Here is a 23,003-nt window from a genome sequence, read left to right as displayed (position 1 = left end):
CACCGTCCTCTCGTTGCTGACTGCGCTGGTGGCCGACCGCTACAAACGCCGTGCGGCGCGTGCGGCTCCCGGGTCGTCGGGGTCGATCACCAGGCGGCGCGCCTGCTCATCGAATCCCTCGCCCCAGCCCGCCTGATCGGTGCGTGCCAGGCCGGCGATCTCTACTACCGTACGTCGTTTGGTCTCCTCGCCGGAATCCGACGTGGTCACCGGCACCAGACGCACCCAGATGCGGCGCCGCCGGATGAGCAACGACACCAGCAGTCCGCCGAGCATCACGATCGACGACGCCAGCACCCAGATCTGGGCCGGGTCGTGCGACACCTGCATCGACACCCATCGTTGATAGCCGTCGAAGCGCACCACGGTGCCGTCGGCCAGCGTGTGCGAATCGCCCTGACCGAGGTTGACCTGGGCGCGCTGCTGCAGGCGTCCCTGATCGATGAGCGACTGGTCCAGGGAGTACGCGTTCTGCGGCAGGCCGGTGTCCAGGCCGGTGTCACCCTCGTAGATGCGGATGGCCACGTACGGGTCGTTCGGCTCCGGCGATGCCGAGGTCAGTAGGGTGCCGTGGAAGTTGGCGGTCGGCGCGAACAGACCCTCGACCGCGATCTGATGGTTGCGTCGTTCGTCGGGGTTCGGGTACAGCCCGGCCGGGGTGTCGAAGCGGATGGCTCCCGACGACATCATCGTCTGAAGTTCGTCGGGAACGAACGGCACCGTCTGGGTGCGCTGTTCGCCGTTCGGGAAGGTGACGGTGAACGTCGGGGCGAAGCCGTTGCCGAGTACGTACACACGGTCACCGGCGACACGCAGCGGCTCGTTGACTCGGATGCGGGCGGTCGGCCAGGTCGAGGCGTCGGTGCTGGGTGTCCCCTCGGTGTAGCGGACCTCGGAGCTGTACATGTCGGGTTGACCGTTCGGCAGGAACGTCGCATCGAAGCTGTCGACGCGGATACAGAACGGCTGCAGGTCGGTGCCGTCGACCAGGTTGCCGGCCCGGAACGAGTCGTACACGGCGGTCGACGTGTTGCACAGGCCCTGCTCACCGTCGGCGACCAGGCTGCGGGTGCCCTCGTAGCCGTACAGTTTGCCCAGCGCGATGGACACCAGCAGCGCGAGCAGCGCGAAATGGAACACCAGGTTGCCGAACTCGCGCAGATAGCCCTTCTCGGCGGAGACCTCGACGACGGATTGTCCCGCGGCCCCGCCCCCCGTATCCCCCGCTGATCGAGTGACCCCGGAACCTGCCGACGAGCGCTCCCCCGCTGATCGAGTGACCCCGGAACCTGCCGACGAGCGCTCCCCCGCTGATCGAGTGACCCCGGAACCTGCCGACGAGCGCTCCCCCGCTGATCGAGTAGCCCCGGAGCTTGCGGAGGGGCGTATCGAGATCACCCGTCGCCACCCGCGCAGATTCCGCGACACCCGCTCGGCGATTTCCTCGGGTTCCCCGTCGACCTCGATCGTGACGTGCCGCGGCAGTCGCTTGAGGTTGCGTGGCGCGGCCACCGGCTTGGCCCGCAGATTGTGGAAGTGTTCGATCATCCGCGGCGTCAGGCAGCCCACCAGGGACACGAACAGCAGTACATAGATCGCGGTGAACCAAGCGCTGGAGAAGACGTCGAACAGCTGCAGCCGGTCCATCGTCTCGCCGACCCACCCGTGGTCGGCGATGTAGGTGAGCGTCTTCTGTTCGTTGAGCGACCGTTGCGGCAGCAACGCACCGGGGATGGCCGCCAAGGCCAGGAGGAACAGCAGGATCAGCGCAGTGCGCATCGAGGTCAGCGAGCGCCACATGTTGCGTGCCGGCCACAACACACGGCGGCGGAACCAGTGCGGACGGCGCGGCGGCGGGACGTCGGCGGTGTCGCGGCGGTCGGTGGTCACCTCGGTCATACGGGCAGCTCCGTGTCGGTGATGAAGGCATCGCGCACCCAAACGATGAACTGGTCCCACGCGCCGGTCACCAGGGCGATGCCGACGGCGATCAGCATGATGCCGCCGAAGACCTGGATGGCGCGGGCGTGGTTGCGCAGCCAGCCGAGGCTGCGCAGCGCCCACGCCGACGAGAACGCGAGGATGACGAACGGGATGCCGAGTCCGGCGCAGTAGGCGACGATCAGCGCCACACCTTTGGCGGCGGTGGCCCCTTCGGTGCCGCTGGCGGTGGCGATGACCGCGGCCAGCGTCGGACCCAGGCACGGGGTCCAGCCGAGCGCGAAGACGGCGCCGAGCAGTGGGGCGCCGACGATGTTGGACATCCGTCGCGGCGCGAATCGGAACTCGTGTTGCATCGCGGGCACCAGGCCGATGAACACCAGGCCCATCAGAATGGTGATCACGCCGCCGATACGCTGCAGCAGTTCACGATTCACCACGAAAGTACTGGTGATGCCGAGCACGGTGGCGGTGGCGGCAACGAAGATGACGGTGAAGCCGAGGACGAACAACGCAGCGGCGAGTGCCACCCGCGACCGGCCGCTTTTGGCGGATTCGCCGACGGTCACCGCGGGCGCCTCGGCGCCGACGAGCCCGGCCAGATACGACAGGTAGCCGGGCACCAGCGGCACCACACATGGGGAGGCAAAGGAGACCAGCCCGGCGACGACGCAGGCGGCCAGGGCCAGCAGCAGCGGGCCCGACGAGACGGTGGTGGCGAAGGTCTCGCCGATGGCGGCCTGCGGGGCGAGCGCGATCATGGCGCGCCCGGTGCCGACGACGCGGGCGTGTCGGCCGGTGGGGTCGCTGCGGGGGCTTCGGCGGCGACCCGGCGCACAGTCGCCTCGAGTTCTTCGGCGGTGATGGCCTTGAGGAACACCGCGGCCGGCCGGTGCTCCCGGTCGAGTACGACGGTGGTGGGGACCACCGAGGTCGGGGTGGTCAGCGCGGCCAGGGTGATGCCGTCGAAGTCGTAGATGGACGGGAAGCCGACGTTGCGGTCGGCGACGAAATCCTTGGCATTCTGCCGGTCGTCACGCAGGTCGATGCCGAGGAATTCGACACCGAGGTCTTTGGTGTTCTCGTAGACGGTCTCGAGGTCGTCGGCCTCGCCGCGACACGGCCCGCACCACGAGCCCCACACGTTGATGACGACGACCTTGTCGGCGAAGCGCTCGTCCCCGAGCGCGAGCGGTTCATCGGTGATCAGGTCAGGTCCTGATACCTCCGCGACCGGTTTGCGCTGCTCCGGCGGGTAGGTGATGACCACCTGGCCGCCGGGCGAGATGAACTCGAAGGTGTCTCCCTGCGCGACCGCATCGTCGCCGGTACCGCAGCCGCTGACCACACCGATCACGACTGCCAGCACCGCCAGCAGCAGGGAAAACTTTCGCACGTTCGTCCTATCGCACCGGGCCGGTCACGCCCCGGTGGCCAACGGGTCCGAGGCCCCCACGGGCTCGGAGTAGATGATGTCGACGAGCGCATCGCCCTCGTAGATCAGGCTGGTCAGGGACGCCAGCGAACACTGCCGCCGGCGAGGGTCGTGCCACAGCCGCTGCCCTTCCAGGAAGCGGCGCAGTGTGTAGACGGGCAGTTGGTGGCTGACGCAGACGGCTTCGTGGCCACGAGCGGCGTCGCGGGCCTTGTTGGCTGCGGCCAGCATGCGATGGGCCAGTTGGATGTAGGGCTCGCCCCACGACGGGGTGAACGGATCACGCATCTTGGGCCAGTGCCGCGGTTTGCTCAGCGCGCCGTCGCCGACGGACACCTTCAGTCCTTCGAAGACGTTGTCGGCCTCGATCAGTTCGTCGTTGGTGATGATCTCGAGTCCGTGCGCGCCGGCGATCGGGGTGGCCGTCTCCTGCGCCCGCTGCAACGGCGAGGCGAAGACGGCAGTCACGTCGTGGTCGGCGAGAGCGCCGGCCACCTTGTTGGCCTGGGCGCGTCCGGTGTCGGACAGTCGGAAGCCGGGCAGCCGGCCGTAGAGAATGCCTTCGGGGTTGTGCACTTCCCCATGGCGCATCATGTGGACGATCGTGTTGGTCATCGTGTCTCCCCCGGGTCAGCTCTGGACCGCTGCGGCAGCGGCCTGCGCGGCTGCCGGCAGTGCATCGGCGATACGTGAGAAAGCATCGTCGTCCAACGCCGCGGACACAAACCAGGCCTCGAACGCACTCGGCGGCGGGTAGACACCACGTTCGAGCAGTGCATGGAAGAACGGAGCAAAACGCCAGGTCTCAGTGGCCTTGACGCCCGGGTAGTCGACGATCGGGTCGCCAGAGTCGGTGAAGAAGACGCTGAGCATGCTGCCCGCGCGCTGCACCCGGTGGGCCACACCGGCGGCGTCGAGGGCGTCGGTCAGCAGCGTGGCGAGGCGGTCGGCGTTGTCGTCGAGTGCGCGGTAGGTGTCGGCGTCGGCGGTGCGCAGAGTGGCCAGACCGGCGGCGACGGCCACCGGATTCCCCGACAGTGTGCCCGCCTGATAGACCGGACCGGTCGGTGCGAGTCGTTCCATCACGTCGGCACGTCCGCCGAACGCAGCGGCGGGCAGCCCGCCGCTCATCACCTTGCCGAAGGTGTAGAGGTCGCCGCCTACCCCTTCGAGTCCGTACCAACCGGACGGGCTGACGCGGAAGCCGGTCATCACCTCGTCCATGATCAGCAACGCGCCGTGGCGTCGGGTGAGTTCGCGCAGGCCGGCGTTGAATCCGTCGTGCGGGGCGACCGCGCCCATGTTGCCGGCGGCGGCCTCGGTGATGACCGCGGCGATGTCGTCGCCGAATTCCTCGAACGCCTTCGCGACGGCCTTGAGGTCGTTGTACGGCAGCACGAGTGTGTCGTGGGCGGAGGCTCCCGTCACGCCCGGCGAGGTGGGCAGGCCGAGGGTGGCCACGCCGGACCCGGCGTCGGCGAGCAGGGCGTCGACGTGGCCGTGGTAGCAGCCGGCGAACTTGATGACCTTGCTGCGCCCGGTGTAGCCGCGGGCGAGCCGGATGGCCGACATGGTGGCCTCGGTCCCGGAGTTGACGAGCCGGACCTGCTCGACGGGGTCGACCCGGTCGATGATCTCCTCGGCGAGTTCGATCTCCGACGAGGTGGGCGCACCGAAGGAGAGTCCGCCGGCCGCAGCCTGCTGCACGGCGGACACGACGGCGGGGTGCGCGTGGCCGAGGATCATCGGACCCCAGGAGCACACGAGGTCGATGTACTCGTTGCCGTCGACGTCGGTGAGTCGGCAACCCTGCGCCGAGGCGATGAAGCGCGGATCGCCACCGACGGCGGAGAACGCCCGGACCGGGGAGTTGACCCCGCCGGGGATGACCTGGGTGGCGCGTCGGAACAGCGCGGCAGAGTTCGCGGCTACTTCAGCGGATCGGGTCACGGGGACCAGTGTTCCAAATGGCCTCGTGAGGGCCAAAATCGTTCAGCCGGTTCTCAGGGAGAGTGTGATGTCGGTGACGGTTGCTGCGGCCGTATCCGCCTGCGGCGACATAGGACGTCGGCGACGATAGTTGTCGCGGCAACCTGCTCAGCCTGCAGGTGGAGACGCCCGACGACGTCGGCGCCGGCCGGTCGGTAGCTTCTTGCGGTGCTCACGTCGGCGAACCAGATCGAGGATGGTCCTTTCTGCTTCCGCCCACTCCTCGACCACGCGCTTATAACTCAACCGCACCGTGACGTAACCGAGTCTGGTTGCTTCCTCGTCGCGTCGGCGGTCCCTCTCGCGCTGTTCGGCGCTGCGGTCGTGGAATTCCTCGCTGTCGATCTCGATGATGAGTCGGGTGCCGATCAGCAGATCGACACGACCGACCCCCGCGATCTGCACTTGTGAGCGCACCGTCACGCCTTTGAGCTGCAACCGCAGCCGCACCATCGTCTCCGTGCCGGATTCCGCCTTGCCATCGCACCGGTCAAGTAGTCGGCGAATCCGCCGCGGGGCCGACGCCATGAGCGATTCCAGGTCGCAGCGTTCGAGCAGGGCCTTGTTGAGGATGGAGTCGCACACCACGACGATGCCTTCGTCGTCGAGGCATTTGAGTGCGTGGCGAAAAGCGGTTCGGATGTCGTCGACGGCGGACACCTCCGGTTCGGGCGACCCGTAGCCCAGGCAGAACCGGCCACTGCGCCCTTGTCGGTGCGCTGACTCCCGAGCCCGGACGTGGACCTTCTTGGTGTGCGTGGGCACCCAGACACCATGGAGCTTCAGCGCCGACAGACAACTCAACACTCCCCCGGCAGCCACCGCCTCGACCACCATCGCATCCGCAGTCGGCGTCGCATACCAGCCACGTCGCAGCCTGCGCAGCTTCTCCTCCCTCATCGCACGCCGCAGGTGTGCGAGAGTCACAGCACGCGAACGCAATTCGGACCAGGACACTACGCCGTAGTGCTCATCGATCTCCATCATGAGGTCGAGCATGCCGACGAAACCGGCCGTAATCGGGTTCCGCGCATAGCGGTGTGTGGTTCTGTGGACCCGCACCCGACCTGTGGACTACCGACGCCGAATACAGCTGCGGCAGCAGGGGTGGCCGCCGACAATTATTGTCGGCCCCACCCCCTGAGACCGCGGCTGCATACGACTACTCCAGCGCCGTAGCCACTGCGTCGGCGATGGCCTGCTGCCCGGCCGCATTCGGGTGGACCGGCGCCGCCCCCGACGCACCGTTGCGCGGTTCGATCCACCGCTGCCCCACCGGCGCGCACGCGTCGTGGCCTTCCGACGCCGGCGCCATGTCGACGAACCGCGCTCCGGTCTGCTCGGCTGCACGCTGTAGAGCGGCGTTCAGAACCGATTGCAGCTGACGCAGATACGTGACATCGCCGGTCGCGACCGGCATCGCGGGATAGCAGCCGTCGGCGGGCGGCAGGATCCACGGATACCCAACCGCCAGGATCTCGGCGTTCGGCGCTCTGTCGCGTACCGCTTGCAACGCTTCGAGAAGTGCCGGCGCGGTCTGGTTCTCGACGATGTCGACGTACTCGGAGCCTCGGGTGCCCGCGCACGGTGATCCGGACAGATCGCGGGCGGCGAGGTCGGCGCACTCGCGGATCGCGGTGCTGTAGAGGTCACTGTCGTTGCCGCCGATCATCACCGTGACGATGTCGGCCTCGTCGGTGAGTGCATCCAGTTGTGGTGGTACGCCGTCGTATTGGGCCGACTCGAAATCCGCCGTGTCGGCGCCGCTGCAGCTGACGTCGGTCAGTCGATAGCCCGCGTCGGTGGCGAGCACGTGCGCGAAGTTGCGCGAGGATCGCAGGCACATCACCGGGGAGTCGGCGACCAGGGGTTGCACGCCGGCCGCGGCGGAGAAGCTGTCGCCCAGGTTCACCAGGTGTAGTTGGTCGGTGCCCGTTGCGGTGGAGGCGCTCACCGACGGGGACGTCTGGGTTGCACTCGGTGCCGCGGAGTCGTCGATGTCGTCGGCGCAGCCGGCGACGGCCACCGCCACCGCCGCGATCCCTGCGGCCACAGCCTTTCTCATTCGTGCGCTCCCAACAACATCAACAACAGTTCGGCACGGATGCGGGCGTCGGCCAGGTCCACATCCAACAGATCCTCGATTCGTTCGACCCGGTGGCGCAGCGTGTGCCGGTGCACACCTTGCGTCGCGGCGGCGACACCCCAGTTGCCGTTGGCTTCCAGGTAGGCCAACAGGGTCGCTCGTAGCTCGGTCCCGTGTTCGGCGTCGTGGTTCAGCACGGGGGCCAGCCGCTGGGCGTGTGCGTCAGCGAGCGCTCGACGCACGGGGTCGACGGTCAGCAGCGACCGGGTGCCGTGCAGATCGGCGAGCTGACCGACGGCCGCGGATCGGCAGGCCAGCCTCGCCTGCCGGACGGCGTCGGCGACGTCGCGCACATCGGTCACCGTGCCCACCCCGCCGCCGACCGGACCGGCGGAGTTGACGACGGCGAACAGGGTGGTCGCGAGCTCGGTGGAATCGTCGCCGCGAAGCAGCACCATCAGTTCCGGTCCGTCGCGATGCACGAAGACCGCGTGCCACCGGTCGTCGAGCTCGTCGATCAGCAGGCGCTGCCCGCGGGTGGCCGCGTCGTCGCCTCCGAAGCGCAACGCCAGCGCCCGCACCCGTCCCGACGGGTCGGCAGCCCGCGCCAGAATACGTTGTACGCCAACTCGCTCGGTGGGATCGTCGAGCGCCGATGCCAGTGTGTCGGTGTGCAACTCGACAAGGTCGCGGCGTAGCTGGCGTGGTTTCGCGTGCTCGATGGCCAGCAGCGAGATCGCGTGACCGACAAGCATCCGCGCGACGTCGTCGAGGGCGGTGCGTCCCACCGTGCCGAGGTGTCCAAAGGTTCGTCCGCCGGAGCCGACCCGGGACACCGTGATCGTGGCATCATCGGTCACCGTGACCGCCGCCGCCGACGCCGGGTCACGAATCACCAAATCGCGCAACCGGTTCAGGTCTGCCGACGACACGGAGCCGGGTGCGTTGGCGACCACGGCCAGGCCGGTGTCGAGCAGCACCACCTTCTGCCCCACCGCGTCGGCGAGTTCCCGGATCACCGCCGTCGACCCACCCGAGGCGGCCGCGCGGGTCATCTTCGGTTGCGCCTTGGTGGCCGCCAACAGCCGCGACGATCGCTGGGCGGCGATCTGATCCAGCACGGCGCGGGTGATCGCGGAGAACGGCACCGGCAGCGGAACCTCGAACAGCGGTAGCCCCAGCTCGTCGGCGACCGACGCCATGCCGGCGGGCACCGCGTCGAACTCGAAACCGACACCCATTCCGACCGCCGCCACGCCGACGGCATCGAGACGCTCGAGGTAGTCGCGCCAGATCGTCGGGTCACCGAGCCGCAGCCCCGTGGTCAACAGCACCTCGTCGCCGGACAACCATTCGCCGGGCTGGGTCAGTTCGCTGGTCATCACGCAGTCGACGTGCCGATCGAGGCCGGCCACCCCGCCGCGCAGCGTGAGACGGAGACGTCGCTGGGCCAGCAGCCAGCGCACCGTCGTCATGCCCACCACCCTACCTGGACACCATGGAGTGCAATGTTCACCGACTTGTACACATTGGCAGGTCACCCCGATCGGGTTGTCGGCGAAGACTGGGGTCGTAAGCAGCGCCTGACACCATCGACGGAATGAGGACGTGATGACCGCCATCCCCTACCGGTTACCGCAGAAGCGGCATCTTGTCACCGAGCTCCCCGGCCCGCGGTCGGTCGCGCTGACGGAGCGTCGGCGCCGCGCGGTCGCGGCCGGACTCGGGTCGGCCACGCCGGTGTTCGCGGTCGACGCCGATGGCGGCATCATCGTCGACGCCGACGGCAACTCACTGATCGACCTGGGATCAGGAATCGCTGTCACCGGAGTCGGAGCCAGCAACCCGGCGGTTGCCGACGCCGTCGCCGCACAGGCGCACCGGTTCACCCACACCTGCTTCATGGTCACCCCCTACGAGGGGTATGTGGCCGTCGCCGAAAAGCTCAACGAACTCACCCCGGGCGATCACGAGAAGCGAACGGTGCTGTTCAACTCGGGCGCAGAGGCGGTAGAGAATGCAGTCAAGGTCGCGCGCTTGGCGACCGGGCGCAACGCGGTGGTCGCTTTCGACCACGCCTATCACGGCCGCACCAACCTGACCATGACGCTCACCGCGAAATCCATTCCTTATAAGCATGATTTCGGCCCGTTCGCGCCTGAGGTGTACCGGATGCCGATGAGCTACCCACTGCGGGATCCGGCGGGGACCGACGGAGTTGCCGCCGCCTACCGCGCCATCGGCATGATCGACACCCAGCTCACCGCCGACAGTGTGGCCGCGGTCATCGTCGAACCCATCCAGGGTGAGGGCGGTTTCATCGTGCCCGCACCGGGTTTCCTGCCGACGCTGGCCGCCTGGTGCGGAATGCACGGCGTGGTGTTCATCGCCGACGAGGTCCAGAGCGGGTTCTGCCGCACCGGTGCGTGGTTCGCCAGCGAAGACGAAGGCGTGGTCCCGGATCTGATCACCACCGCCAAGGGGATCGCCGGCGGCATGCCGTTGTCGGCGGTCACCGGCCGCGCCGACCTGATGGATGCGGTGCACCCCGGTGGGCTCGGCGGCACCTACAGCGGCAATCCGGTCGCGTGCGCCGCCGCGTTGGCCACGATCGAACAGATGTCGACCCTCGATCTGAACGCACGTGCGCGCCACATCGGGGAGATCGCATTCGCGTCGTTGTCGGCAACCACAGAACGTCTCGCCGCCACCGGCCAGGACGTCATCGGCGAGATCCGCGGTCGCGGAGCGATGATCGCCGTCGAATTGGTGAAACCCGGTACCACCGAGCCCAATCCGGAACTGGCCAAGGCGGCTGCGGCGCACGCACTCTCCCGCGGAGTGGTGGTCCTCACCTGCGGCACCTATGGCAACGTGCTAAGGCTGCTGCCTCCGATGGTCATCGACGACGATCTGCTGTGCGAGGGCCTGCAGATCCTCGACGAGGCCCTCACCCCCGCGTGAGTCACATTCTGCACAGAACATTTCGAAGGAAGTGAGATCTGATGACTGACACCATCGTTGACAACCCGCGCACCGTGCTGGACAACGTACCGACCGGGCTGTGGATCGATGGCGAATCGGTGCCGGCGTCGTCGGGCGAGACATTCACCGTGTACGACCCGGCCACCGAGGAGCCACTGACCTCGGTGGCCGACGCCGGCGTGGACGATGCGCGCCGCGCCCTCGACAAGGCTGCGGCAGTCGCCGACGACTGGGCCGCCACCCCGGCCCGCGAGCGCGGCGAGATCCTGCGCCGCGCATTCGGACTGCTCACCGACCGGGCCGACGACATCGCCATGCTGATGACGCTGGAACTCGGGCGTGCACTACCCGACAGTCAGGCCGAGACGAAGTACGGCACCGAGTTCCTGCGTTGGTTCGCCGAGGAGGCCGTCCGCATCGGCGGCCGGTTCGCCACCGCGCCCGCGGGCAACGGCCGAATCCTGGTGTCGCATGCGCCGGTCGGGCCGTCGTTGGCGATCACGCCGTGGAACTTCCCCCTCGCGATGGGCACCCGCAAGATCGGTCCGGCGTTGGCCGCCGGGAACGTCATGCTGGTCAAGCCCGCGCACGAAACCCCGCTGACCATGTTGGCGCTGGCGTCGGTGTTCGCCGAAGCGGGCCTGCCCGCCGGGGTGCTGTCGGTGTTGCCGACCAGCAATGCCGGCGACGTGTCGTCGGCGATCATCACCGACGACCGCATCCGCAAGATCAGCTTCACCGGCTCGACGCCGGTCGGCCGCAACCTGATGGCACAAGCCGCCGAACGGGTACAGCGCACGTCGATGGAACTCGGTGGCAACGCGCCGTTCCTGGTGTTCGACGACGCCGACATCGACGCCGCAGTCGAGGGCGCGTATCTGGCGAAGATGCGCAACGGCGGGGAGGCGTGCACCGCCGCCAATCGATTCCTGGTGCAGTCCGGGGTGGCCGAGGAGTTCACCGCGAAGCTCACCGAGAAGATGGCGGCGGTACGACTCGGCGCCGGATACGACGAGGGTGTCACCCTGGGCCCGCTGGTCAGCGCCAAGCAGCGCGACAAGGTCGCCGAGATGGTGGACGGCGCGATCGCGGGCGGTGCGCGGGTTCGATTGGGCGGCAAAGTCCCCGAGGGAAAGGGCTACTTCTACCCGGCGACGGTGCTCGATCAGGTGGACGCCTACGCGCCGGTCACGCGCGACGAGATCTTCGGTCCGGTCGCGGTGATCAGCACCTTCGAATCCGAGGCCGACGCCATCAAGGCCGCCAACTCGACCGAGTACGGACTGGCGTCGTACTTCTACAGCCGCGACCTGGAACGCTGCATGCGGGTGGCCGAAGGGCTCGAATCGGGGATGGTCGGCGTGAACCGCGGCGTCATCTCCGATCCGTCGGCACCGTTCGGCGGGGTCAAGCAATCGGGTATCGGCCGTGAGGGCGGCAGCGAGGGTATCGAGGAGTACCTGTCGGTGAAGTACATCGCATTGACCTGACAAATGGGTACACTCGTGCCATGCGTGTTCGGGTGGCCGCACTAATCATCGCAATTCTCACCACGCTGAGCGTGGCCGTCGCCGCTCCCGCGCGCGCAGACACCGGAAGTCTGGGCGCCGGGAGTGCCGACCTGTTCTCGCCGAACAGCATCTTCCTGTGGCAGAGCCCCCCGACGCGCTACATCGTGGTGCTCGGCGCCAAGATGGGCACATTCGGCCAGACGCCGGCCATCCTGGAGCAGCGGATGAACGTGGCAGCGAACCTGGCGTTGTCGCATCCGTTCAACCGGATGATCGTGTCCGGCGGCAACACCTGGTGGCTGCCGGTGTCGGAGGCCCAGTTCATGAATGTCGGTCTGCTGCGGCGCGGGGTGCCGGTATGGCAGATGATCAACGAGGCGGCCTCCACCAGCACCGTCGCCAACGCGACGAACACAGTGGCGATGCTCAAACACATGGGCGCCACCGGTGCGCTGATCGTGACCAACGGCTTCCACATGGGACGCGCCCTCAACGACTTCCGCACCGCGGCGCGCAAACAGCATGCACGCCTGGAGTTCCGACCAGCCTACGCCTGATCCCCGCCCCCTTGCCCCGTTCTCCGTTGACTGGGCGCTGTTCCCCGTTGAGTGGGCGCTGTTTCCCGTTGAGTGGGCGCTGTTTTCGATCGAATGTGCACCGCCATACGTTCGCCGGACGTATCAGCAGAAGTAGAAGCCCCGCGCACGGAGTGCATCCCAGACTTCTTCCACCACCGCAAAGGGCTCGGAACGAAGTCGTTTCGCGGTGACCCGGATGACCTTCCATTCCAACCGATCCAGTGCCACGGTCCGCACACCATCGTGCGCGAGCTGCTCCGGCGTCGAGTGATAGGCCTCGCCGTCATACTCGATGGCGATCTTCGCGGCCCCGTACGCGAGGTCACATCTGGCGATCACCTTTCCGGATTCGTCGCGCACCTCCACCTGCAGATCGGGTTTGGGTAGTCCGACGTCATGCATGAAGAGTCGCAACGCACTTTCCCGAGGCGACTCCGCACGCCCATCGATCAGCGGAATCAGCTCCCGCAGCACCCTGACGTATCGGGATCTCTTGTGTTTCACGGCGAAGGCCATCAGTTCGTCCAGGTCAAGGGGAACGACCGCGGCCAGCGCGTCGAGGTCACCGATCGCCTGCATGCGCGATCGCTGACGTCCGAGGTCGAATGCCGTACGAAGCGGTGAGGTGACCTTCCTTCCCTGGATCTCGACGATCTCGGATGGCGGAAGGTCGAGTCGGCGCGTGACCGTCCCCCGCGCGGGGCGACCCGATGCGGATGTCCCGCGGATGAGCTCAATTGTGAAATCGTCGTCGTGCCAGCGGCTGCCATACATGATCAGCGCGGACTCGCCGGCGATCACGGGATCGCCATGAGCCTGGTCTACGACGGTGATGATCCGCTGCTGCGCCGTCATGAGCTGACCGCGATGCAGGTGGTTGTTGCCGCGCAGCACGGTGAACTCCGCCGCGAACTGCTCGGGGGTCAACCCGAGATCGGTGAGCGCATCCTTGCGCGAGATGGTGCGGGGTGTCGCCTGGTGCTCAAATGTCATGCATCTTCGACGCACCAGCCGGCACGGGGGTTCCATCGATATCGCCGAATCTTGAGGTGTGGCCGATGTCGGACCAACGCTCACTCGACCCGGACCAGCGCCCACTCAACGAGAAACGGCGCCCACTCGACGGAAAACGGCGCCCAGTCAACGGGTGGGTTCAAGGCTTCGGCGCCCGCTCAACGAGAAAGGGCGCCCTGTCGACGGGGTCGACGGGGCGCCCTCGCAAGGAGGACGGCGCGGGTCAGCGCAGCAGGGCGCGGCTCATCACGACACGCTGGATCTGGTTGGTGCCCTCGTAGATCTGGGTGATCTTGGCGTCGCGCATCATCCGCTCGACGGGGAAGTCACGGGTGTAACCCGCGCCGCCGAAGAGCTGCACGGCGTCGGTGGTGACCTCCATCGCGACGTCGGAGGCGAAGCACTTCGACGCGGCGGAGATGAACCCGAGGTTGCCCTCGCCGCGCTCGGCGCGCGCAGCCGAGGTGTAGACCATCAGACGGGCGGCCTCCACCTTCATCGCCATGTCGGCGATCATGAACTCGACGCCCTGGAACTTGCTGATCGACTGCCCGAACTGCTTGCGGTCCTTGACGTATTCGATGGCCTTGTCGAGCGCGCCCTGCGCGATGCCGACGGCCTGCGCACCGATGGTGGGCCGGGTGTGGTCGAGAGTCTGCAGCGCGGTCTTGAAGCCGGTGCCCTCATCGCCGACGATGCGGTCGGAGGGGATGGTGCAGTCCTCGAAGTACAGCTCGGCGGTGGGCGAGCCCTTGATGCCGAGCTTCTTCTCCAGCGGACCGACGGTGAAGCCGGGATCGTCCTTGTGGACCATGAACGACGAGATGCCGTTGGCCCCCTTCTCCGGATCGGTGACCGCCATGACGGTGTACCACGATGACTTGCCGCCGTTGGTGATCCAGCACTTCGAGCCGTTGATCACCCAGTTGTTGCCGTCTTTGCGGGCGCGGGTCTTCATCGACCCGGCGTCGGAGCCGGCCTCACGCTCGGACAGCGCGTAGGACGCCATCGCCTCACCCGAAGCGATCGACGGCAGCACCTGCTTCTTGAGCTCGTCGGAGCCGTTGAGGATCAGACCCATGGTGCCGAGCTTGTTGACGGCCGGGATCAGCGACGACGACGCGCACACGCGGGCGACCTCTTCGATGACGATGCACGCGGCGACGGAGTCGGCGCCCTGACCGTCGTAGGCCTCGGGCACGTGGATGGCGTTGAAGCCGGACGCGACGAGGGCATCGAGTGCCTCCTGCGGGAACCGCGAGTTCTCGTCGACATCGGCCGCATGCGGCTCGATCTCTTTCTCGGACAGAGCCCGGATCGCCTCACGCAGTGCGACGTGCTCTTCGGGCAGTTCGAAGACGTTGAAGTCGGGGTTACCGAACGCCATGATCACTCCTTTGTAGCTCGTTGACGTGGCACCGCGTGCCAAGGATTTAGTTTAGTGTAGCTATCCGCGGCACTAAGTGCCAAAGATTGTCGAACGAACGTGGGTCGATGTCGGCCTGGACTCCCTCATTGTCCGCGATCTCGCCGCTGCGCACGCAGTTGTTCGACGACCCGGTGGCCGATCTCCTCCGGCGACATCCCGGCAGGATGCGTGATCACCGACACCGCGTCGGCCCCGGCGTCGACCTCCCGACGGGTGAACGTGCGACGCAGCTGCCGCAGCTCATCGCGCAGATGCTCGAGTGTCGCGTTCTCGTCGCCGCGGATCATCGCTCGCAGCAAGTAGTTGTGTGCACTGGTGATGGCGGCGGCGTAGCCGATGAGCTGTGCCGGCGACTCCTCGGGCAACCGGGCACGCAAGTGGTCCTCGAACAGTCGCTGATAGCGGTAGGTGGTGACCAGTTCGCGGTCGCGCAGCGCCGGAACCCCTTGGACGATGCGCAGGCGCCGGACCGCCATCATCCTGCTGTCACGGAAGTGTAGGAACACCAGTTCGGCTGCGGTGCATACCGACTCGTACGGGTCGGCCTCGGGCCCGTCGGACAGGTGCGCTGCCACGAGTTCGAGCAGGGACTCGTGGTCGGCGAAGATGACGTCTTCCTTGGCGCCGAACTGGCGGAAAAAGGTGCGTCGGGAGATGCCTGCGGCAGCGGCGATCTGCTCGACGGTCGTCGATTCGTAGCCCTGCTCGGCGAACAGGCGGATCGATTCGGCGACCACGTGCACCCGGAAGTCGATCGGGTCGTCGGTGTCGGGTGGTGCGCTCGGCATGGGAGTGATTATGCGCGACTCGCGGGGATGGCCGTCGCGATCGCTCACCTACGACCGGACGGGCTTCTCCGCATCGATGACCTGGCGGGCGACTTCCACCAGCGGGGTGTTGGTGTCCTGCGAGAGCCTGCGCAACAACTCGAACGCGGCCACCGCGTCGATCGAGAACCGTTCCATCAGCATGCCTTTGGCCTGCCCGATGGTGTCACGGCTGGCCAGGGCACTGCGGAAATCGTGCTGCTCGCGCACGGCCCCGAGCGCGAGGGCGGCATGCGTGGCGAAGATCAACCCCACCTCCTCGGACTCTGCGGTGAACGCATCCACCTCGTCGGCGAACACGTTCAGCGCGCCGATCGTCCCCTTGTGGGTGAACAAGTGGAACGACAATCCGGCGCGGACCGGGGTCTGATCGACGACCCGAGAGGAGAACGCAGGCCAGCGCGGGTCACCCGCGATGTCGTTGATCAGCACCATCTGGTGGCTCCACGCCGCCTGCAGGCACGGACCCTCGCCGGTCTCGAGTTGGATGCGGTCCACCTCGGTCATCACCGGACCGGTCGGGGCGATGGTCTCGAAGTTGCGCTTCTTGTCGACCAGCAGCACGCCCGCGTGCCGTGCGCCGGGCACATTCGCGATCGCGGCAGCGGTCACCGACCGCAGCGGCCCGTCGTCGTGGCCTGATGCCTCGGGCATGTCGTGCAGTCGTCGCGCGAGGTCTGCGATCGAGTGGTGAACTTGGTTGTTCATCGTCGTTCCTCTTCTGAGCACCCCCGTCGTCCGCCTCGCCGGCGGCTTGGGACAGGAGGCAACCTGCTACCCACAGCTGACTTCGATGCCGAACCATCATCGGATGGTCGACTGGGCGCCGCTTCCCGTCGATCGGGTACGCGGGACGTCTCAGTTACCGGGCGTGGCGGGAGGAGGTGTGGCGAGGAGGGTGACCTGATGCCAACGGGAGCCGGCTGTCAATCGTCGAGTGACCGCATCGCGCGGGCCGCGGGCAGGTACGCCCGCGTGGTACCGGGCGTGGTCGCGCGGCACCCCTACACTGCAGTGATCCGATCCGAACACAGCTTCCACCTCCTGAACGCCGAGGCTGCCCACCACCCGCCGACGAGCAGCACACGCTGTGCACGTGGTCGAAAATAGCATCGTCACCCACGAGTTGCCGACAATCGGTTGTTGCGAGGGCCGGCCGCAGCGGTGAGCGTCACAAACATGTCAACGGCCCGTCGAAGAGTCCGTAACGTGGAGACATGGCGACATCCACCGAGAGCCCAGCCACCCCATCCGCCGACGACACCGTCCGCGACGACCCGGAATCCGTCGCCCCGCCGACCGACGACCTCTCCGCCGACGAGCGCGCCCTGCTGGTCGACAACCTTCGCTTCGTCCTCGACGGCCCGTGGCGATCCACCCGCGACATGGTCCGCAGCAACTCCGATCGCGCCGACCTGCTACCCGACCCGTCCCGCACGCTCGACGAGGCCCGCGCCCGCATGCTCGAGGAGATGCGCGAGCTGGGCAGCAGCGGCTTCTCGGCCGCCGGGTTCGCCAAGGACCACGGCGGGACCGGCGACGTCGGCGCATCGATCACCGCGATCGAGATGCTCGGTTACGCCGACCTCTCGCTGATGGTGAAAGCCGGCGTGCAGTGGGGACTGTTCGGAGGGGCGGTGGAGAACCTGGGCACCGCGCGCCACCACGACCGCTACGTCGCCGACATCATCAGCCTCGATCTGCTCGGCTGTTTCGCGATGACCGAGACCGGGCACGGGTCCAATGTGCAGGCGCTGGAGACCACCGCCACCTACGACCCCGAGACCCGCGAGTTCATCATCGACTCCCCCACGCCGTCGGCGCGCAAGGATTACATCGGCGGCGCGGCGCAACATGCGACGGTCGCGGCGGTCTTCGCCCAGCTGATCACCGCCGGCCCGGGCGAGGAGCCGTCGAGCCGCGGCGTGCACTGCTTCGTGGTGCCGATCCGCGATGCCGACGGCAACGACCTGCCCGGCGTCACCACCAGCGACTGCGGCTACAAGGGCGGGCTCGCCGGCGTCGACAACGGCCGCATCATGTTCGACCAGGTACGGGTGCCCGCCGACAACCTGCTCAACAAGTACGCCGACGTGGAGGCCGACGGCACCTACACCTCGCCGATCGACAACCCGAACCGACGCTTCTTCACGATGCTCGGCACCCTCATCCGCGGTCGGGTGAGCGTCGCGGCGACCGCCGGTGCCGCGGGCCGCAAGGCGCTTGCGCTGGCCACTCGATATGGGTTGATCCGCAAGCAGTTCGAGGCCCCCGACGCCGAGAACGAGATCATCGTCATGGATTACCTGGGTCATCAGCGGAAGTTGTTGCCGCTCATCGCGAAGTCGTACGCGGTGGCGTTCGCGCAGAACGAGCTCACCGAGGAGTTGCATGAGGTGCAGTCGGCTCCCGACGACTCTGACGCCGGTCGACAGCGTGAACTGGAGAGCGCCGCAGCAGGATTGAAGGCCTACGCCACCTGGCACGCGTCGAACGCTATCAACGTGAGTCGTGAGGCATGTGGCGGCGCAGGCTATCTGGACGAGAACCAGCTCTCGATCATGCGCGGCGACATCGACGTGTTCACCACCTTCGAGGGCGACAACACGGTGCTCACCCAACTCGTCGCCAAGGAACTGCTGTCGGCCTACGCCGACGATGTGCAGGGATTGTCGGCCGGCGGCTGGGTGAAGTTCATCGCCAGCATGGCCCGCGATGTGGTGGTGGAGAAGACGGCGGTGCGCCAGGTGGTGCAGACGCTGTTGGAGAGTTCCGACGAGGACACCGAGAAGTCGAACCTCACCAACCGCGGTACCCAGCTCCGGTTGTTCCGCAACCGCGAGGACCATCTGGTGCGGACCTGCGCGCAGCGGCTGCGGCGCGCCACCGACGAGGACAACGACCCGTTCGAGGTGTTCAACAACGCTCAGGATCATCTGTTGAAGGTGGGACGGGCGCGCACCGAACGGCTGGTGCTCGAAGCGTTCGTGCAGGGCATCGAGGACTGTGATTCGCGGTCGGCGGCCGAACTCCTCGGCAAGGTGTGCGATCTGTTCGTCTACTCCGCTCTCGAGGACGACATCTCGTGGTTCCTGATGCACCGTCACGTGTCGGTGGAGCGGGCCAAGGCCATCCGACGTGGCGTCAACGAGCTGTGCATGGAGCTTCGCCCGCATGCGCGCACCCTCGTCGACGCCTTCGGCATCCCCGAAGAATTGCTGGCCGCGCCCATGCTGCGCAACGGCTGACGCCCGCGGCCGGCTCGGGATCGGGCCCAACCACACGGAGAACTGACATCCACGGTGGTTGCAACCTGTGTGGATGCCAGTTCCCCATGTGGTTGCCATCGGGGGCCCCGACGTCACGCGGCGATGCCGAGGCGGTCGAGCCACTCGCGCACCATCGGGACGACGCGGTTGCGGCGCAGATCCTCCCAGACCCACCGGACGACCATGACGCCGAGGCGCCGCAACGCGTCCTCGCGTTCCTTCTCCCGGCGCATGGCGTCGAAAGCCGTTTCGCCGTCGGCGAGGTACCGCTGGTATTTGGCCATGCCGTCGAACTCGGCCGCCAGCTTGCCCAACCAGTCGTAGTCGGTGCGGGCGACGAAGACACCCTTGTCGTCGTAGAACTCGTGCTGCAGCCGCGGGGTCGGCAACCCGCCGCAGATCAGCTGCGCTCTCCCCCACGATTCGCCCGCGTTCTCCGCACCCGGATCGGCGTGGGCGAGCGCTCGCCGCGCCTGTCCGACACCACGTTTGTGTCCCTCGAGATATTCGGCGATGACGGCCGCGTCTGCGCCGTTGCGTAGCGCCGAGTCGAATGCGGCCAGTGCCTGGGCGAAGCCGACACTGCAGGCTATGTCGACCACGGTGCGCTCCAGCGACGTCACGCGAATCCCGTCGACGACGACGGTGTCGGCATCGTCGAGGGCGCCCGAGTGCAGGTGGCGACGCTTTTCCAGCCGCGCGCCGGTGGCATACCCGGTACTGAGATGCACGCGGTCGAGTTGCGGGGTGAGCAGGGACAGTCCGTGTAGCACACCGGCGGACTGATGGCTCAGCGCGAAGCCGCTGTCCGGACTCGAGGTGACCGCGGCGATCGCCGTGAGGCGGTGCAGTTCCTCCGGTGTGCGGGTTTCGCCCGTGTTGAGCACATACGCACCGGACCAGATGCGGGTCATCGTCGCGTCGTCGACACGACGATTCAGTTGCTTGTCGGTGTATCCCTCGTCGAGGGCGGCGCGACGGTAGATGATGCCGTGGTGGTCGGGAGTTGGTTGCGTCATGTCCTTTGGACGCGCGAAGGCCCGGATCGGCTCCATCGACTTCCCAACGACATGGGGAACTGTCATTCACGGGGGTTACAACCTGTGTGGATGTCAGTTCCCCATGTGGTTGCGATCGGCCGGGGCGGCGCGGGTCCCGCGGATCAGGTGTCGCGGCGGAGGTGCGCGGCGAGGTGGGCTTCGGTGAGTTCGGTGCGGAATCGGTCGACGTCACGGGCCCAGGCTTGCCGGACGGTGCCGTCGGCGAGACGCACGCCGACACCTTTGCGGCGCCGCGGCACGGCGGGGAGTTCGCCGAGCGCGCGGGCGCTCTCCCAGTCCTGGTGCTCGGGACCGTTGTTGGCCGGGAAGACGGTGGCGATGTCGGTGAGCGGCACCACCTGCGTGCCCTGCCGCAACGTCGCCTCGGTGAGGCGGACGCTGACGTGCGTGCGCGCGGCGTGCACCTGCACCACCGAGAAGCCGATCAGGATCACCGCGAAAATCCCCAACACCAACCAGTGCACCTGCCCGGGACCGGAGATCTCCATCGCGAGGACCGCGCCGATCAGCACCGGGCCGATCGCCGTCACCCACCAGCTGCCGCCCGGTTCGTAGAAGAGCACCTCGCCCTCGTCGACCGGCTCGTCGGCGGATGGATCGTCGGATGAACCCGAACTGGGGCTCGTGTCGTCGGGGGCGTCCACGTCGTCCCGGTAAGACGTCTCGGCCTCGGGGGTCTCGGGCTCGGACGTCTCGGGCTCGGGGGTCTCGCGCGAGTCGTCGGCGTCGGTCACGAGCGGGTCGGGTTCGACGGAGTATCCGGGTCGTCGGTCGCGTACCAGGTCTCCGACTCCGGGCGGAACGCCAACAGCGATCCGAACAGGCCGACGACCGCGGCCAGCAGGGAGAACGCGAGTATCGGGATGCCGAAGCTCAGGAAGAGCAGCATCACGACGACGACGAGGGTGAGTGCGGCCAACGACGACCGCCACCGCGCGTCACCGAGAAATGCCTTGCTGCCCAGCATGATGAAGGCCACCCCGACGGCAGCGACGATGACCCCGATTCCGACGGGCAGCAACGTGGGGCCCGACATCACGACCCCGATGACCACGTAGAGCACGCCGAGGGCCACCAATAGACCACCACTGATGGTCCAACACCGGTAGGCCCAGGAGACCTGCTTGGGTCGCAGTGCGGGGTCAGGACTCGCCACGGGATCTGTTTCCTTCGTTCGGATGTGGGCGGTCCGGATGGGAGTCGCCGACGTTGTGCTGTCCGCCACCATACGTCCACGACGACGGTCCCGGCCGATATCCCTGACCACCGTTGGATGGCGGGCCCGGCGGCATCGGCGGCGGTGTGGGCCGGCGACGGTGCTCGGACATGTCACGGCAGTACTGCTCACTCTCGCGACGCAGCAGCAACACCGACGCACCGATCGCTGCGACACCGCTGAGCACCATCGGGACCATCACCCACACCGGGTCGATGTCCCCGAAGATCATGAACACCAGATTGACCGCGAGGAACACCCCCGCCGCGGCGATGATGATGCGGGCCCAGTTGTAGCCGTTGCGCGTCAGCCACACCAGCCCCGCCGACACCACCGTCAGCGCCAGTCCGAACAACGCCAGCACGACGATGAGGGTCGCCGACGAGTTGAGCACGTCGAGTTCTTCGCGCGGGGTGTCGGCCGGAAGAGTATTGACCTGCCGGTCCCAGGCATCCCGCAGCGTCGGGTACTGGCCGATGAAGGCGATGATCTGACCGAGGATCACCACCACCCAGAGTTCGGCGGCGATGGCGACGGAATCGGGCCGTGCGGGTGGGGCACCCGAGTCCGTCGGCGCCGGTTGATGTGGAGCGGTCATGGTTCCCAGGGTAGTGAATCGGACGCATCGGCCATCCACCCGCTGATGCGCGACAGGCCCTCAGCGCAGGCGGGCGGCGACCTCGGTGGCGAAGTAGCTGAGGATGATCGACGCCCCGGCCCGCTTGATCGACACGAGGGACTCCATCGCGGCGGCGTCGCGGTCGATCCAGCCGCGTTCGGCGGCGGCGGTGATCATCGAGTACTCGCCGCTGATCTGGTAGGCCGCCACCGGGACGTCGGCGATTTCGGCGGCGTCGCGGACGATGTCGAGGTAACTCATGGCGGGCTTCACCATCACGAGGTCGGCGCCCTCGTCGATGTCGAGGCGGATCTCGCGCATGGATTCGATCCGGTTGGCGGCATCCTGCTGATAGGTGCGCCGGTCTCCCTGCAGCGACGAGCCGACCGCCTCGCGGAACGGCCCGTAGAACGCCGACGCGTATTTCGCTGCGTAGGCGAGGATGCCGGTGTCGGTGAAGCCCGCGGCGTCGAGGCCGGCGCGGATGGCGGCGACCTGGCCGTCCATCATCCCGCTCGGCCCCAGCAGGTGCGCACCGGCGCGGGCCTGGGCCAGCGACATCGACACATAGCGGTCGAGGGTGGCGTCGTTGTCGACGCGGCCACGGGCGTCGACGACGCCGCAGTGCCCGTGGTCGGTGAACTCGTCGAGGCAGGTGTCGGCCATGAGCACCGTCGCATCGCCGAGGTCGTCGGACAGCGTGCGCAGCGCCCGGTTGAGCACGCCGTAGTCGTCGTCGGCACAGGTGCCCACCGCGTCCTTGTCGTCGGGTGCGGGCACGCCGAACAGCATCAGTCCGCCGACGCCGGCACGGACGGCCTCCTCGGCGGCCTTGCGCAGCGAATCGGACGTGTGCTGGACGACGCCGGGCATCGACGAGATCTCCCGCGGCGCCTCAATGCCGTCGGCGACGAACATCGGCAGGACCAAGTCCTGCGGCCCGAGGGTGGTCTCGGCGACGAGCCGGCGCAGCGCGGGCGTGGATCGCAGCCGACGGGGACGGATCACCGGTGCCATGTGGTACTCCTTCGCGTGCCGGGCCT

At 67.5% G+C, this 23,003-nt stretch carries 21 protein-coding genes; 4 read left to right on the top strand and 17 right to left on the bottom strand.

Annotated elements, in window-relative coordinates; genetic code table 11:
- Nucleotides 1-39 precede the first annotated feature (39 nt).
- From resB to OSB52_RS02925, 8 genes are all read right to left on the bottom strand, one after another.
- On the bottom strand, nucleotides 40-1,899 hold the full coding sequence (resB, locus tag OSB52_RS02960) for a cytochrome c biogenesis protein ResB (protein WP_266060093.1): 1,860 nt from the start codon (nucleotides 1,897-1,899) through the stop codon (nucleotides 40-42).
- Nucleotides 1,896-2,702 (bottom strand): cytochrome c biogenesis CcdA family protein, encoded by an 807-nt coding sequence (locus OSB52_RS02955; protein ID WP_266060092.1) that lies wholly within the window; start codon nucleotides 2,700-2,702, stop codon nucleotides 1,896-1,898. Before OSB52_RS02955 ends, resB begins: the two co-directional genes overlap by 4 nt.
- Entirely contained in the window at nucleotides 2,699-3,337 is a 639-nt protein-coding gene (locus tag OSB52_RS02950) for a TlpA family protein disulfide reductase (protein ID WP_266060091.1), read from the bottom strand. Before OSB52_RS02950 ends, OSB52_RS02955 begins: the two co-directional genes overlap by 4 nt.
- 24 nt (nucleotides 3,338-3,361) lie before the next feature.
- Nucleotides 3,362-3,991, bottom strand: coding sequence for a histidine phosphatase family protein (locus tag OSB52_RS02945; protein WP_235724087.1), 630 nt, complete (start codon nucleotides 3,989-3,991; stop codon nucleotides 3,362-3,364).
- Between the two features lie 15 nt (nucleotides 3,992-4,006).
- Nucleotides 4,007-5,326, bottom strand: a complete 1,320-nt coding sequence (hemL, locus tag OSB52_RS02940; RefSeq protein WP_235724088.1) for a glutamate-1-semialdehyde 2,1-aminomutase — start codon at nucleotides 5,324-5,326, stop codon at nucleotides 4,007-4,009.
- A 147-nt stretch (nucleotides 5,327-5,473) separates the two neighbouring features.
- Complete coding sequence (locus OSB52_RS02935) at nucleotides 5,474-6,352, bottom strand: DUF559 domain-containing protein (RefSeq protein WP_266060089.1); 879 nt, start codon at nucleotides 6,350-6,352, stop codon at nucleotides 5,474-5,476.
- Nucleotides 6,353-6,527: 175 nt separating this feature from the next.
- Nucleotides 6,528-7,430, bottom strand: a complete 903-nt coding sequence (locus OSB52_RS02930; RefSeq protein WP_266060088.1) for an SGNH/GDSL hydrolase family protein — start codon at nucleotides 7,428-7,430, stop codon at nucleotides 6,528-6,530.
- Complete coding sequence (locus OSB52_RS02925) at nucleotides 7,427-8,926, bottom strand: PucR family transcriptional regulator (RefSeq protein WP_266060087.1); 1,500 nt, start codon at nucleotides 8,924-8,926, stop codon at nucleotides 7,427-7,429. Before OSB52_RS02925 ends, OSB52_RS02930 begins: the two co-directional genes overlap by 4 nt.
- Nucleotides 8,927-9,062: 136 nt before the next feature.
- On the opposite strand from OSB52_RS02925, the gene gabT reads away from it, so the two are divergent.
- Genes gabT through OSB52_RS02910 form a run of 3 tightly spaced genes read left to right on the top strand, consistent with a single transcriptional unit; the run spans nucleotide 9,063 to nucleotide 12,504 of the window.
- On the top strand, nucleotides 9,063-10,415 hold the full coding sequence (gene gabT / locus OSB52_RS02920; protein ID WP_266060085.1) for a 4-aminobutyrate--2-oxoglutarate transaminase: 1,353 nt from the start codon (nucleotides 9,063-9,065) through the stop codon (nucleotides 10,413-10,415).
- 41 nt (nucleotides 10,416-10,456) lie between these two features.
- A complete protein-coding gene (locus OSB52_RS02915; protein WP_266060084.1) occupies nucleotides 10,457-11,926 on the top strand; it encodes an NAD-dependent succinate-semialdehyde dehydrogenase in 1,470 nt (489 codons plus the stop codon).
- 20 nt (nucleotides 11,927-11,946) lie between these two features.
- On the top strand, nucleotides 11,947-12,504 hold the full coding sequence (locus OSB52_RS02910) for a YdcF family protein (RefSeq protein ID WP_266060083.1): 558 nt from the start codon (nucleotides 11,947-11,949) through the stop codon (nucleotides 12,502-12,504).
- A gap of 123 nt (nucleotides 12,505-12,627) precedes the next feature.
- On the opposite strand, the gene OSB52_RS02905 is transcribed toward OSB52_RS02910, so the two are convergent.
- The 4 genes from OSB52_RS02905 to OSB52_RS02890 all read right to left on the bottom strand — a co-directional run bounded on the left by OSB52_RS02905 (nucleotide 12,628) and on the right by OSB52_RS02890 (nucleotide 16,503).
- Nucleotides 12,628-13,518 carry an endonuclease domain-containing protein gene (locus OSB52_RS02905; protein WP_266060082.1) on the bottom strand — a complete coding sequence of 297 codons (891 nt, stop codon included), beginning with the start codon at nucleotides 13,516-13,518 and terminating at the stop codon, nucleotides 12,628-12,630.
- Nucleotides 13,519-13,762: 244 nt separating this feature from the next.
- Complete coding sequence (locus OSB52_RS02900; protein ID WP_235724096.1) at nucleotides 13,763-14,926, bottom strand: acyl-CoA dehydrogenase; 1,164 nt, start codon at nucleotides 14,924-14,926, stop codon at nucleotides 13,763-13,765.
- 125 nt (nucleotides 14,927-15,051) lie between these two features.
- Nucleotides 15,052-15,756: a TetR family transcriptional regulator gene (locus OSB52_RS02895; RefSeq protein WP_235724097.1), complete on the bottom strand. Its 705-nt coding sequence runs from the start codon at nucleotides 15,754-15,756 to the stop codon at nucleotides 15,052-15,054.
- 48 nt (nucleotides 15,757-15,804) lie between these two features.
- Complete coding sequence (locus OSB52_RS02890; RefSeq protein WP_235724098.1) at nucleotides 15,805-16,503, bottom strand: GAF and ANTAR domain-containing protein; 699 nt, start codon at nucleotides 16,501-16,503, stop codon at nucleotides 15,805-15,807.
- Nucleotides 16,504-17,012: 509 nt separating this feature from the next.
- Between OSB52_RS02890 and OSB52_RS02885 the strand changes: the two genes are divergently transcribed.
- Nucleotides 17,013-19,043 carry an acyl-CoA dehydrogenase family protein gene (locus tag OSB52_RS02885; RefSeq protein ID WP_235724099.1) on the top strand — a complete coding sequence of 677 codons (2,031 nt, stop codon included), beginning with the start codon at nucleotides 17,013-17,015 and terminating at the stop codon, nucleotides 19,041-19,043.
- Nucleotides 19,044-19,156: 113 nt separating this feature from the next.
- Here OSB52_RS02885 and OSB52_RS02880 read toward each other — a convergent pair whose 3' ends face one another.
- From OSB52_RS02880 to hemB, 5 genes are all read right to left on the bottom strand, one after another.
- Complete coding sequence (locus OSB52_RS02880) at nucleotides 19,157-20,083, bottom strand: type IV toxin-antitoxin system AbiEi family antitoxin domain-containing protein (RefSeq protein ID WP_266060081.1); 927 nt, start codon at nucleotides 20,081-20,083, stop codon at nucleotides 19,157-19,159.
- A gap of 143 nt (nucleotides 20,084-20,226) precedes the next feature.
- Entirely contained in the window at nucleotides 20,227-20,859 is a 633-nt protein-coding gene (gene mce1N / locus OSB52_RS02875) for a transport-regulating membrane protein Mce1N (protein ID WP_266060080.1), read from the bottom strand.
- A complete protein-coding gene (locus OSB52_RS02870; protein WP_235724101.1) occupies nucleotides 20,856-21,281 on the bottom strand; it encodes a hypothetical protein in 426 nt (141 codons plus the stop codon). Before OSB52_RS02870 ends, mce1N begins: the two co-directional genes overlap by 4 nt.
- The gene (locus OSB52_RS02865) at nucleotides 21,268-21,939 is read right to left on the bottom strand and encodes a hypothetical protein (RefSeq protein ID WP_266060078.1); all 672 of its coding nucleotides are present in this window, start codon (nucleotides 21,937-21,939) and stop codon (nucleotides 21,268-21,270) included. Before OSB52_RS02865 ends, OSB52_RS02870 begins: the two co-directional genes overlap by 14 nt.
- 60 nt (nucleotides 21,940-21,999) lie before the next feature.
- On the bottom strand, nucleotides 22,000-22,977 hold the full coding sequence (hemB, locus tag OSB52_RS02860; RefSeq protein ID WP_266060076.1) for a porphobilinogen synthase: 978 nt from the start codon (nucleotides 22,975-22,977) through the stop codon (nucleotides 22,000-22,002).
- Nucleotides 22,978-23,003: the final 26 nt, after the last annotated feature.

Source organism: Gordonia aquimaris (assembly GCF_026262595.1).
Classification (GTDB): Bacteria; Actinomycetota; Actinomycetes; order Mycobacteriales; family Mycobacteriaceae; genus Gordonia; species Gordonia tangerina.
This window is presented reverse-complemented; position numbering and strand designations above follow the sequence as displayed.